Origin of the sequence: Massilia sp. LXY-6, assembly GCF_051233485.1 — a bacterium.
Lineage (GTDB): Bacteria > Pseudomonadota > Gammaproteobacteria > Burkholderiales > Burkholderiaceae_D > Telluria.
Window position 1 is genome coordinate 107,732 of record NZ_JBKFGF010000003.1, and the last position, 12,289, is coordinate 120,020.

Below are 12,289 nucleotides of genomic sequence, written 5' to 3' on the forward strand. Positions count from 1 at the left end.
CATGTCGCTTCCTTTCCATTGGTTACGAAGGTGACAACTCAGGACGATGGCGTAGAAAAGCGCGGCTTGAATTGTTGCTGGATAAACTTAGATTAAGTCGGGATGATGCTTCCCAAGCCAGGCCCTGATATCGGCCAGCAGGGCTGTCGCATGCACCCGCGCATCCTCGACCGACCCAGGGCTGATCGGGTCGCCTTCATAGTCGTCGCAATTGCGCAGCTTGCGCAATTCGTCGAGCTCGACCATGATTGCCTTGTCGAGGCCGATGGTGGTCGGCAGCGACTGGATCGCGGTCTGGTGATGGCCGGGCTTGCGGGTCGAGGTGCGGTAGCCGTGCGCCAGCAGGCCCGCGATCGCGCACTGCATCACGCACTTGTAGGCCGCGTCGAAGCGGTTTTCGTCGCTGATGTCGATAACGCCGGCATCGTTCAGGTTGCGCTCGGCGGCGGCCAGCAGGCGCTGGATGTCGTCGCGCCGCGGTTCAGCCTTGTCGAGGCTGCCGATGTCCAGCAGGTTTTGTAAACTCATCGTCGGTTCCGTAAGCAATTGGCATGCTCGACTGTAAGACAAAATAAGAAGCGCCGTACTCAATCGTGTCGTGTCATGAAGGAAAGGAATGGTATAGTTAGTCATTTAACAGAATGGCCTTGTCATGTGACATAAAAGGCCTTCGCCCGTCCAAGACCTAAAGGAAAAAAAGATGAGCACTCAGGACTACGCTACCCGTATCAGTCAGATCGTCCAGGAGCACGAGGCAGACATCGGTGCCGACTGGATGGCGCAACTGGAAGCGCTGACGGTACGGTCTAACGCGGTGTCCAAGGAGCAGTTGCGCAAGCATTGCCAGCAATTCCTGACGGCCTTCAGCACTGCCACCCGCGGCGGCGAGCTGCAGAACATCGAGCACCGCTCCTGGGATGAGGTGCGCGACCTGCTGGCCGAGATCTCATCGTCGCGCGCGAGGGGCGGTTCGACCCCGGGCGAAACCGCGACCTTCGTGTTTTCCCTCAAGCAACCGCTGTTCACCCGCCTGAACGCTGGCTTCGCCGGCGATCAGGCAGTCCTGGCCAACGCGTCCTGGGTCGTCAGCACGCTGCTCGACAAGCTGGGCCTGTACACCATCGAGGTGTTCCAGCGCGCCCGCGACCAGATCATCGTGCGCCAGCAGCAGGAACTGCTGGAACTCTCGACCCCGGTGGTCAAGCTGTGGAACGGCATACTGGCGCTGCCGCTGATCGGCACCCTCGATTCCGCGCGGACCCAGGTGGTGATGGAAAACATCCTGCAAAAGATCGTCGACACCGGCGCGGCCATCGCGATCATCGACATCACCGGCGTGCCGACCGTCGACACCCTGGTGGCGCAGCACCTGATGAAGACCATCGCCGCCGCCCGCCTGATGGGCGCGGACTGCATCATCAGCGGCATCCGCCCGCAGATCGCCCAGACCATCGTCCACCTCGGCGTCAACCTCGAGGACGTGATGACCAAGGCCACCCTGGCCGACGCTTTCGTGGTCGCGCTCGAGCGTACCGGCACCTCGATCATCAAGAAGGATTGAGCCCGGCATGGAACGTATTCCGATTCTCCGCATGGGCGACCTGCTGCTGGTAACGATCCAGGTCGACATGCATGACCGCCTGGCGATGACGCTGCAGGACGACCTGACCGAGCGCATCGTGCGCGATAATGCCAAGGGCGTGCTGATCGACATCTCGGCGCTGGACCTGGTCGACTCCTTCATCGGCCGCATGATCAGCAATACCGCCGCGATGGCGCGCGTGCTGGATGCCCAGACCGTGGTGGTCGGCATGCAGCCGGCGGTGGCGATCACGCTGGTGGAGCTGGGCCTGACCCTGCACGGCGTGAAGACGGCACTCAACGTGGAAAAGGGCATGACCCTGTTAGGAAAGACGCACTTTTGATGAGCGCAGCTCTCAACACCGCGGTGGCATTCGACACCGCGCTCCTGGAGCGCAACGGCCGCCTGCGCACCGCGCGCACGACGCTGCCGCTGCGTTCCGACGAGGACGTGGTCGGGCTGCGCAGGCACGTGCGCGAGCGCGCGGTGGCGATCGCCCTGTCGCTGGTCGACCAGACCAAGCTGGTGACCGCGGCCAGTGAACTGGCCCGCAACACGATCAAGTACGGCGGCGGCGGCTTGGTCCATCTCGACGCGCTGGAAGACGGTTTCAAGCGCGGCGTCGGCCTGATCTTCGTGGATAATGGACCGGGCATTCCCGATCTCGAGCAGGCCTTGCGCGACGGTTTCACGACCGGCGGCGGCCTCGGGCTCGGACTGGGCGGCTCCAGGCGCCTGGTCGACGAGTTCGAGATCGATTCCCGTCCGGGGGAAGGCACGGCAGTGTCTGTCGTCAAATGGAAACGCTGATCAGTTCGCTGTTAACGCAGCTCGTGTTCCCGATCATCCACGCCAGCGACATCGCCGCCGCCCGCCGCGCAGGCCAGAAGCTGGCCGACGAGCTCGGGTTCGACGATGTCCAGGCGGGCAGGCTGGCGATCGTGATTACCGAAGCCGGCACCAATATCCTCAAGCACGCCGGGGAGGGCACCCTGTACGTCATGCGCGCGCAGTCGGGCGCATCGATGGCCGGCATCGACGTGCTGGCGATCGATCACGGCCCCGGCATCGCCGACCTCGCGACCAGCATCCGCGACGGCGTCTCCACCGCAGGCACCGCCGGCACCGGCCTGGGCGCGCTGCAGCGCCAGTCCGACGAGTTCGACGTCTGGTCGATGCGTGGCAAGGGGGCCGCCTTCTTCATGCGCCTGTGGCGCGGCAGCCCGCCGCCCGAGGCCTGCGGCATCGAGATCGGCGCCCTGTGCGTGCCGCTGGCGGGCGAAGAAGCCTGCGGCGACGGCTGGGCCGCGAGCTGTGACCTGGACGGCGCCACCCTGCTCGGGGTGGACGGCCTGGGCCACGGCCCGGAGGCGGCCAAGGCCGCGCGCGCGGCGATCGAGGCCCTCGAGCGGCGGCCGTCGTCGGCGCCGTCCGAAGTGCTGCATGCGGCGCACGAGGCGCTGCGCATCACGCGCGGCGCCGCGCTGTCGGTGGCGCGCATCGACTACGGCGCTGACCTGCTGCGTTTTACCGGGATCGGCAACGTGAGTGGGCTGGTCCACGACGGCACGGCGCGGCGCGCGCTGGTCTCGCACAACGGCATCGTCGGCGCCAACATGCGCAAGGTGCAGGAGTTCAGCGTCGACTGCCCGCCGGGCGCCCTGTGCATCCTGCATTCGGACGGCGTGCAGACCCAGTGGGACCTGAACGATTATCCCGGCCTGCACGCGCGCACCCCGGCGCTGGTGGCGGGCATCCTGATGCGCGACTTCATCCGCCGCCGCGACGATGCCATGGTGCTGGTCGGCCGCCGCCGGGGAGGACATGCATGAGCGGCCAACGCATCCTCAACGTGAGCCTGGCCGGCGATCAGGACGTGGTGCTGGTGCGCCAGCGCGCGCGCCAGGTGTCGGCCCTGCTCGGCTTTTCGCAGCAGGACCAGGTGCGGATCGCCACCGCGGTGTCGGAAGTGGCGCGCGGCGCCTGCCAGCTGGGCTTCGGCGGGCGCGCCGCGTTCCTGGTGCGCGAGCATGCCGGCCGCCAGTGCCTGGAGATGACGATCGCGGCCGGCAGCACGGCCGTGGGCGCATCCCTGCCGGACGACGCCGTGGTGACCGCGCATCGCCTGATGGACGAGTGCACGATCGAGACCGACGCGCACGGCGTGCCGATGCTCACGATGTGCAAGCTGCTGCCGCCCCAGTCGTGGGTGGACGGGGCGCGCCTGGCCGAGCTGGGCGCCCAGCTGGCCAAGGACAGCCCGGTGGCCAACAGCTACCTGGAAGTGCACCAGCAGAACCAGGAACTGGTGTCCACGCTGGCCGAGCTGCGCGAGCGCCAGGAAGACCTGCTGGCGCTGACGCGCGAGCTGGAGGATACCAACCGCGGCATCGTCGCGCTGTACGCCGAGATCGAGGACAAGGCCGAGCACCTGCGCCGCGCCGACGAAATGAAGTCGCGCTTTTTGTCGAACACCAGCCACGAACTGCGCACGCCGCTGTCGTCGATCCGGGCGCTGGCCAAGCTGCTGCTGGACCGCCTGGACGGCGACCTCACGGTCGAGCAGGAGCGCCAGGTCAAGTTCATCGAAAAAGCCGCCAACGACCTGTCGGAACTGGTCAACGACCTGCTCGACCTGGCCAAGATCGAGGCCGGCAAGGTCGAGCTGCTGCCGGCGCCAGTGGTGGTCGAGAACCTGTTCCGCGCGCTCAAGGGCATGCTGCGTCCGCTGGTCGACGAGAGCAAGGTCGAGCTGGTGTTCGAGACGCCGGACTTCGACGAGCCCTTCGACTCGGACGAGGGCAAGATTTCCCAGGTGCTGCGCAACTTCATCTCGAACGCGCTGAAATTCACCGAGCAGGGTTCGGTGCGCGTGAGCGCGGACTGGGATCGCCAGCACGATACTATCGCATTCGCGGTGACCGACACCGGGATCGGCATCAGCCCGGACAACCTGCAGCTGATCTTCGAGGAGTTCAGCCAGATCGAGCATCCGCTGCAGCGCCGCAGCAAGGGCACCGGCCTCGGCCTGCCGCTGTGCCGCAAGCTGGCCGAGCTGCTGGGCGGCCGGGTCGAGGTCGAGAGCCAGGTCGGCGCGGGTTCCACCTTCAGGCTGGTCCTTCCGCGCAGCCTACCGCAAATTGATGGATAGACGATGACGAATCCCACCCTCATCCTGAATGTCGACGACAACGACGGCGCCCGCTACGCCAAGACCCGGATCCTGCAGAGCGCCGGATTCGAGGTCATGGAGGCCACCAACGGCACCGACGCGCTGGCGGCCGTCAAGCAGGGCCCGATCTCGCTGGTGCTGCTGGACGTGAAGCTCCCCGACATCAACGGCATCGAGGTCTGCCGCCGCATCAAGGCCGATCCCGACAGCGCGATGGTGCTGGTGCTGCAGACCTCGGCCGCGCTGACCGGCCGCGCCGACAAGATCCGCGGCCTGGAAGGCGGCGCCGACAACTACCTGGCGGCGCCGATCGAGGCCGACGAATTGATCGCCAACGTCAACGCGCTGCTGCGCATGCGCCGCACCCAGAGCGCGCTGCGCGACAGCGAGGAACGCTTCCGCCAGCTGACCGACAACATCGAGGACGTGTTCTGGATGTTCTCGGTGCCGGCCCGCGCTCTCGAATACGTCAGCCAGGCCTATCCCACGATCTGGGGCCGCAGCGTCGAGTCGCTCGAGCGCGAGCCGGGCAGCTGGATGGAGGCGGTACACCCGGAAGACCGCGGCTACGTCGAAGGCCTCTGGCGCGGCGTGCGGGAACATCCGCATTACGAAGCCGAATTCCGCATCGTGCTGAACGACGGCGCGGTGCGCTGGGTGCGCGACCGCCTGTTTCCGGTGCGCGACGAGCGCGCCGAGGTCTACCGCGTGGCGCGCGTGACCAGCGACATCACGCGGCGCAAGGAAATGGAAAGCCTGCTGCGCGCGGCCGACAGCAACAAGAACGAATTCCTGGCGACCCTGGCGCACGAATTGCGCAATCCGCTGTCGCCGATCCGCAATGCGGCCGCGCTGCTGGGCTCCAGCGGCGCCGGCGCGGCCGAACGCCAGGCCAGAGCCCGCGAGGTGATCACGCGCCAGGTCGACCACCTGGCCCACCTGGTCGACGACCTGCTGGACGTGGCGCGCATCTCGGAAGGCAAGATCGCGCTGCGCAAGGAGGAGGTCGAGCTGAAGGGCGTGATCGCGCAGGCGATCGAGACCGCAGGCCCGCTGATCGCGGCGCGCGGGCACCACCTCGAGGTGCTCCAGCCGGAACGCGAAATCTGGGTGATGGGCGATCCGGTGCGGCTGGCGCAGTCGATGGGCAACCTGCTGCACAACGCCGCCAAGTTCACGCCCAAGGGCGGCCAGATCAGGGTCGAGGTGCGGCTGGACGGCGAGCTGGTTCGCATCGCGGTGCAGGACAATGGCATCGGCATCGCCGAGGACAGCCTGCCGCGCATCTTCGGCATGTTCACGCAGGCCGCGGTGCCGCCGGACCGTGCACCGGAAGGGCTGGGCATCGGCCTGTCGCTGGTGTCGCGCCTGCTCGAGATGCACGGCGGACGCCTGTCGGCGACCAGCCCCGGGATCGGCATGGGCAGCACCTTCACGGTCGAGCTGCCGGTGCTGCGCACCGCGATGCCGGAGCCGTCCGCACCGGCCGCCGAGCAGGTCGGTCATGCCGCGCAGGGCGGCCGGCGCGTGCTGCTGGTCGACGACAACCTCGACGCCATGGAGATGATGTCCTTCCTGCTGGCCGAGATGGGCTACGACGCCACCACCACGGCCGACGCCACCCACATCATCGACCTCGCGCTGGAGCGCCGCCCGGACGTGATCGTGCTCGACATCGGCCTGCCGAACGTCGACGGCTACGAAGTGGCGCGCATGCTCAAGCGGCATCCCGAGCTGCAGTCGATCCGGCTGGTGGCGCACACCGGCTACGGTTCGCCGGAAGACCGCCGCAAGGCCCAGGAGGCCGGCTTCGACGCGCACCTGGTCAAGCCGGCCGAGCTGGATGACCTCGAGAAGGCGTTGCAGGGGTGATCGGATGCGTGGGCGATTGATGCCGGGGGCATCAATCGAGTGCCCACGCGCTACGTTCGTCATCGCACCGAAACGTCCCCGTGTCCGGTCTACTCTGGCGGCATCACCACCAGACGGAGGCCATCATGCCCAAGGGAGCCAGCCCAAAGCGCGAGCGCGAGTTCAAGAAGCTCGAGACCGAGTTCAAGAAGGAGCACCGCTATCCCGGCCGCGAGGAAGAGGTCGCGTCGCGCATCGTCAACAAGCAGCGCGCCGAACACGGCGAGACCAAGCAGTCGTCCAGCGGCGGCAGCAAGCAGTCGGCCAAGAAGTGAGGCAAGGATAAAAAACAAGCCTCCCGGGCTCGCACCCGGGAGGCTTTCGTTCGCCCGTACCTGAACGATTACTTGTCCGTCACGGTGAAGTCGCCGAAGGCCTTCAGCTGTTCGCCCACGGCCTTGCTATCGCCGACCACGACGATCGACTGGTTCTCGGGCGCGAAGTACTTCTTCGACACCTCGCGCACCTGTTCCGGCGTGACCTTCTGGATCAGCGGCACGTACTGGACCAGGTACTCGGCCGGCAGGCCGACCAGCCAGTTGCCGGCCAGGGTGGCGGCCACCGCGCGCTGCATCTGGTTGCTCAGCACGTAGCCGCCGGCAACGTAGCGCTTGTGCATCTGCATTTCCTGCGGCGTGATCAGCTCGCTGCCGATGCGCTTGTACTCGTTGAAGTACTCGGTCAGGGCCGCGCCGGTCACTTCGTTGCGCACGTCGGCGCCGCCGACGATGCTGCCGCCTTCGCGCATCATGCGCGCGCCGGCCGAGGCGCCGTAGGTATAGCCCTTTTCTTCGCGCAGCTTGATGTTGACGCGGCTCGAGAAGCCGCCGCCCAGCACCGTGCTGGCCAGGCGCAGCGGCACCTGGTCGGCGGCGGTGGCGGCGATGCCGGAACCGCCCAGGCGGATGGTCGACTGCACGCTGCCCGGACGCTCCAGCAGCACATGGACCGGCTTGGCGGCACCAGGCGCCTTGGGCGCCGCGGCCGGGGCCGGGCCTTCGGCCTTCCAGTCGCCGAAGGCCTGCCGGGCCAGTTTCAGCGCGTCCGCTTCCTTGATGCGGCCGGCGATCACCAGCAGCGCCTGGTCGGGACGGAAGCGCTTGGCGTGCTCGGCGCGCAGCAGCGCTTCGTCGGTCGAATTGATCGCTTCGACGGTCGGGGTGGTGTGGCCGTAGGGATGCTCGCCGAACAGTGCGCGGTTGAGGGCGCGGTCGGCGCGGAAGCGCGGCTGGGTCTCGGCCACGCGCAAGGATTGCAGCGCGTTGGCCTTGGCCAGCGCCACTTCCTTGGCCGGGAAGACTGGTGCGCGCGCGACTTCGGCCAGCAGCTGCATCATCGGGCCGGCTTGCGAGGCCAGCGCGTTGGCGCTGACGGTGATGCCGTCGGCGGAAGCGCTGCCGCCTACCGAGCCGCCCAGGCCCTGGGCCAGCTCGGCGATGGCGCGCGAGTCGTGCTTGGCGGTGCCTTCGTTCAGCAGGCCGGCCATCATGTTGGCGAAGCCCGGATGGGCGGCGTCGTCGGCGACGTAGCCGGCGCCGCGCACGGCCAGGACCATGTCGACGCGCGGTACGCCCTTGCGCGGCACCACCCAGACCTGCAGGCCGTTGGCCAGGGTCTTCTTGGCGATGTGCGGGGTCGGCAGCGGCTTGTCCTTGGCGTAGGCGGGCATGCCGGCCGGGGCCGCCGGGGCGGCTGCTTCGGCGGCGAAGGCCGAGCTTGCAAACGCCATCGAGATGGCGGAAATGAGCATCAGCTTTTTCATCGTGCTCTCCTTAGTTTTTTGCGCCGGCAGCGGCCGGTGCGGTTTTTTGTTCGGCCGGGGGCGGCGTGGTGACTGCCTTGTTCGCCGGCTGCGGCGCGGCCGGCGGGGCGGGTTTCGCCACCGGCTTCCGGTCGATCACGGTGCGGTTGGCCGGCACCAGGTAGGTCGCGGCGACGCGCTGGACGTCCTTCGAGGTGACGCCCTCGATCCAGCCCGGCACCTTGTTGACCACGTTGGCGTCGCCCCACAGGGTCTGCAGCTTGGCCAGGCTGTCGGCGCGGCGCAGGATGTTTTCCAGGCTGTTGTTCCAGTCGGCCACCATGCTGGTCTTGACGCGCTTCAGCGTGGCGTCGTCGACGCCGTCCCTGGCGACCTTGGCGATCTCCTCGTCCATTGCGGCGAGCAGGGCGTCGGCGTTGCTGTTCGGCTTGTACAGCGCGGTCACGGTGAACAGGGTCGGGCCGTCGTATTCGAACGGACCGGTCAGGCCGAAGCCGCCGGACATGTTCAGCGCGATCTGCCGGCCTTTCACCAGGCCCTGGTAGAACAGCGAGGCATCGCTGCCGGCCAGCAGCTCGGCCAGCACGGCCATCGGCGCCTGGTCGGGCGTGCCGCGGGCCGGCACCTTCCAGGCGGCGGCCACGGCTGGCACCTGGGCCAGGGCGTCGCTCTGCTCGATCCGCTTTTCCTCGGTGTTCAGGCCTTCGGTGAAGTCGGTGCCTTTCGGCGTCGGGCGCCTGGCGATGCCGCCGAAGTATTTCTGGGCCAGTGCGAAGCCCTGGGCCGGGGTGAGGTCGCCGGCGATCGCCAGCACCGCGTTGTTCGGGCCGTAGTAATCGCGGTGGAAGCCACGCACGTCGTCCAGGCTGGCGCCTTCGAGGTCTTCGAAGCTGCCGTAGCCGTCGTGATTGTTTTCCCACTTGTTGAAGGCCAGCTTGCTGATGTCGATCCAGTTGAAGCCGCCGTAGGGCTGGTTCTTCACGTTCACGCGGATCTCTTCCTTCACCACGTCCTGCTGGTTCTTCAGCGTGGCCGGATTGAAGTCGAGGGTCTTCATGCGGTCCGCCTCCAACCACAGGATCGGCTCGAGCGAGGACACCGGCGCGGTCTCGATGTAGTTGGTGAAGTCCGGGCGGGTCGAACCGTTGTTGTTGCCGCCGCCGCCGGTGATGGTGCGGTCGAACACGCCCTTCGGCGCATTCGGCGTGCCCTGGAACATCAGGTGTTCGAACAGGTGGGCGAAACCGGTGCGGTTGCGTGGTTCGAGGCGCATGCCGACGTGGTAGACGACCGAGACGCCCACGGTGGGCGAGCTGTGGTCTTCGGAGACGACGACCGTCAGGCCGTTGTCGAGCTTCTTGATGTTGACCGGCAGGGTCCACTGGTCGCTGTTCGCGGCGTACGCGGACAGCGACAGCGACACCCCGGCAAGCAGGGCGGGTAATAGGCGCATGCGCATTGAATAACCTCTGGTTTGGCTGAACTCGAAACTGCGTCTTTCTGTCCGGATCGTATCCGGGCAGCGGTTTATCTTAACGTAATGCCATGTAAAAAAGGAATTTTTTGTTTGAGAGCAACATAATCCGGAAGTCCTCCAGTGACAAATTCGTACAGTTTCCCGTCAAGACGTCCCGCATAATGGCCGGCTCGGCCGCGTCAAAGCGCCGGGCCGGATCTGCATGTCATTCCCGCCATCGTGTCGCTCGGGGCGCGCTTTCTGCAGTTCGTCGCAATCCCGTGGGCATGGACGAGCCAAGTCCTTACGCTGAGGCTGTAGTGATGCCAACTTGGAAATTGTCGAGGTAGCACGATTTCCAGGAGCACGGTACGCTTGCACAACAGGAACATGGACTCGGAGAATTGGATGAACAAGGTTTTCAAGCTCGGCACGGCGGCCACCGCCTTCTGGGCCTGCTTCGGCATGGCGCATGCGGCGCCCGAGGTCGCCACCGAGACGCGCCCGATCGATGCACGCGTGGTGCGCGTCAAGCTCGACGGTGCGGTCGACCTGCGGATCCGCCAGGGCAGCACCGCCACGCTGACCTTGAGCGGCGATCCGCGCTGGCTGGCTAAGACCGTCACCGTGCAGAGCGGCGACACGCTGAACATCGACAGCGACATCCACGGCCACATGCGCCTGGGTTCGCTGCATGCCGAGCTGACCCTGCCGGCGCTGCGCGAGCTGAGTTCCGAGAGCGTCGGCTCGACCGACGTCTCCGGCTTCTCGGGCGACGAGCTGGAACTGAGCCTGGATGGCGCCGGATCGATGCGGATATCCTGTCATTACCGGCTGGTGTCGGCCAGCCTGGGCGGCATCGGCAGCATGCACCTGCAGAGCCTGAGCGGCGAGGGCGTCGACCTGAACCTGCGCGGCGCCGGCTTCGTGACCCTGAGCGGGCGCGCCAGGTGGCTGAAGGCCGACCTCGGCGGGCTGGGCAGCCTGGACGCCAAAGAATTTACCGCCGACAGCGTCAACGTTGAGTTGTCCGGCCTGGGCAACGCCAGCGTCACGGCGCACCAGAACGCGAACCTGAACCTGTCCGGCATGGGCTCGGTGACGGTGTACGGCAAGCCGCTGAACCGCAAGGTGGCGGTCGATGGGCTGGGCAAGGTCAGCTGGAAGTAAGGCGACCCAGGGCGACAACCAGAACAAGACCCGAAGGGCAAGGACCCGCAGGGCATCCGTTCCGAACGAGACAATGAGAAAACACATCGTTGCCATCCTGCTGGCCCTTGGCTTGCACAGCAGTGCGATGGCAGGCTTCACGGAAGGCGCCAATGCCTACAACGCCCGCAACTACGCGCTGGCGCTGAAGGAAATCACGCCGCTTGCCAAGGCCGGCAACGCGGATGCGCAGCATTTGCTGGGCCTGATGTATTACATGGGTCGCGGCGTGCAGCGCGACTACAAGCAGGCCTTCGCCTGGCACTACAAGGCGGCGCTGCAGGGCAAGGCCGACGCCCAGTACGTGATCGGCGCGATGTATTACACGGGAAACTCGGTGCCGCAAGACCAGAAGCTGGCGGTGACATGGTTCCGCAAGGCCGCCGAGCAGGGCCATCCGGACGCCCAGCACGCGCTGGGCCTGATGTACCGCTATCACGTCGCCGGTATGCCGCAGGACATGGTGATCGCATACATGCTGTGGAATCTTGCTGCCGCGAACGGCCACCGCAGCGCGACCGAACAGCGCGCCATCATCGCGCGCCAGATGACCCAGGAACAGATCGAGGAAGCGCAGGCGCTGTCGCGCAACTGGAAGCCCGGCACGCCGCTGCCGACCCAATCGCGCACGGGCGGCGGCAACCCTTGAGTTGCTTTTCGATGTAAAGACCATACTGACATTCCATGAAGGCGTAGTCCTACAAAGCGATGGGGCGTCCGTGGTGGGCGGACCGGTCCATGATGACTAAGATGGTCCTGTCTCAGCCAGTTTTTCAACGGGCTGGTGCATAACCCAACTATTGGAGGCAACAATCATGGCATCGAACAACCAAGGCGGCGGCAACAAGGGTAACAACCAGAGCGGCGACACCAGCAACCGCGGTTTCGCATCGATGGATCCGCAGAAGCAGCGCGAAATCGCTTCGGAAGGCGGCAAGGCAGCCCACGCTTCGGGCAACGCCCACGAGTTCACCTCGGAAGAGGCACGCCGTGCCGGCTCCATGAGCCACAAGAACGACGGCAGCCAGCAAAGCGGTGGCGGCAGCGGCAGCCAGCAGAGCGGTGGCGGCAGCGGCAGCAGCGGCGGTGGCACCCGCGGCGGTACCCCGGAGCAGCATGCGAAGGCCGGCTCGCAGAGCCACAAGAACGACAACAAGAAGTAATTTGTAGCTTGTCGTAGCGTCGTCCCCGCCTTCG

General features: G+C 66.4%; 13 protein-coding genes. 10 read left to right on the forward strand and 3 right to left on the reverse strand.

The window, feature by feature from the left end; all coding sequences use genetic code 11:
- Positions 1–87 precede the first annotated feature (87 nt).
- The gene (locus tag ACI48D_RS02120; protein WP_435569557.1) at positions 88–528 is read right to left on the reverse strand and encodes a DNA-binding protein; all 441 of its coding nucleotides are present in this window, start codon (positions 526–528) and stop codon (positions 88–90) included.
- 172 nt (positions 529–700) lie between these two features.
- On the opposite strand from ACI48D_RS02120, the gene ACI48D_RS02125 reads away from it, so the two are divergent.
- From ACI48D_RS02125 to ACI48D_RS02155, 7 genes are all read left to right on the forward strand, one after another.
- Positions 701–1,561: an STAS domain-containing protein gene (locus ACI48D_RS02125; RefSeq protein ID WP_435569558.1), complete on the forward strand. Its 861-nt coding sequence runs from the start codon at positions 701–703 to the stop codon at positions 1,559–1,561.
- 7 nt (positions 1,562–1,568) lie between these two features.
- The gene (locus ACI48D_RS02130; protein ID WP_230029853.1) at positions 1,569–1,925 is read left to right on the forward strand and encodes an STAS domain-containing protein; all 357 of its coding nucleotides are present in this window, start codon (positions 1,569–1,571) and stop codon (positions 1,923–1,925) included.
- Positions 1,925–2,392 carry an anti-sigma regulatory factor gene (locus ACI48D_RS02135; RefSeq protein ID WP_435569559.1) on the forward strand — a complete coding sequence of 156 codons (468 nt, stop codon included), beginning with the start codon at positions 1,925–1,927 and terminating at the stop codon, positions 2,390–2,392. The genes ACI48D_RS02130 and ACI48D_RS02135 overlap by 1 nt, the downstream gene beginning before the upstream one ends.
- Positions 2,380–3,414, forward strand: a complete 1,035-nt coding sequence (locus tag ACI48D_RS02140) for a SpoIIE family protein phosphatase (protein ID WP_435569560.1) — start codon at positions 2,380–2,382, stop codon at positions 3,412–3,414. The genes ACI48D_RS02135 and ACI48D_RS02140 overlap by 13 nt, the downstream gene beginning before the upstream one ends.
- On the forward strand, positions 3,411–4,733 hold the full coding sequence (locus tag ACI48D_RS02145; RefSeq protein WP_435569561.1) for an ATP-binding protein: 1,323 nt from the start codon (positions 3,411–3,413) through the stop codon (positions 4,731–4,733). The genes ACI48D_RS02140 and ACI48D_RS02145 overlap by 4 nt, the downstream gene beginning before the upstream one ends.
- A gap of 3 nt (positions 4,734–4,736) precedes the next feature.
- Complete coding sequence (locus ACI48D_RS02150) at positions 4,737–6,626, forward strand: hybrid sensor histidine kinase/response regulator (RefSeq protein ID WP_435569562.1); 1,890 nt, start codon at positions 4,737–4,739, stop codon at positions 6,624–6,626.
- A 125-nt stretch (positions 6,627–6,751) separates the two neighbouring features.
- Complete coding sequence (locus ACI48D_RS02155) at positions 6,752–6,940, forward strand: hypothetical protein (RefSeq protein WP_056436957.1); 189 nt, start codon at positions 6,752–6,754, stop codon at positions 6,938–6,940.
- A gap of 68 nt (positions 6,941–7,008) precedes the next feature.
- Here the strand turns inward: ACI48D_RS02155 and ACI48D_RS02160 are convergent, their stop codons facing one another.
- Together ACI48D_RS02160 and ACI48D_RS02165 are read right to left on the reverse strand one after the other, a co-directional pair.
- Positions 7,009–8,427, reverse strand: a complete 1,419-nt coding sequence (locus ACI48D_RS02160) for a M16 family metallopeptidase (protein WP_435569563.1) — start codon at positions 8,425–8,427, stop codon at positions 7,009–7,011.
- A gap of 10 nt (positions 8,428–8,437) precedes the next feature.
- Entirely contained in the window at positions 8,438–9,880 is a 1,443-nt protein-coding gene (locus tag ACI48D_RS02165) for a M16 family metallopeptidase (protein WP_435569564.1), read from the reverse strand.
- 411 nt (positions 9,881–10,291) lie between these two features.
- Between ACI48D_RS02165 and ACI48D_RS02170 the strand changes: the two genes are divergently transcribed.
- From ACI48D_RS02170 to ACI48D_RS02180, 3 genes are all read left to right on the forward strand, one after another.
- Positions 10,292–11,053 (forward strand): GIN domain-containing protein, encoded by a 762-nt coding sequence (locus ACI48D_RS02170; protein WP_435569565.1) that lies wholly within the window; start codon positions 10,292–10,294, stop codon positions 11,051–11,053.
- Between the two features lie 73 nt (positions 11,054–11,126).
- A complete protein-coding gene (locus ACI48D_RS02175; RefSeq protein WP_435569566.1) occupies positions 11,127–11,741 on the forward strand; it encodes a tetratricopeptide repeat protein in 615 nt (204 codons plus the stop codon).
- Positions 11,742–11,907: 166 nt separating this feature from the next.
- Positions 11,908–12,255 (forward strand): KGG domain-containing protein, encoded by a 348-nt coding sequence (locus tag ACI48D_RS02180; protein WP_435569567.1) that lies wholly within the window; start codon positions 11,908–11,910, stop codon positions 12,253–12,255.
- Positions 12,256–12,289: the final 34 nt, after the last annotated feature.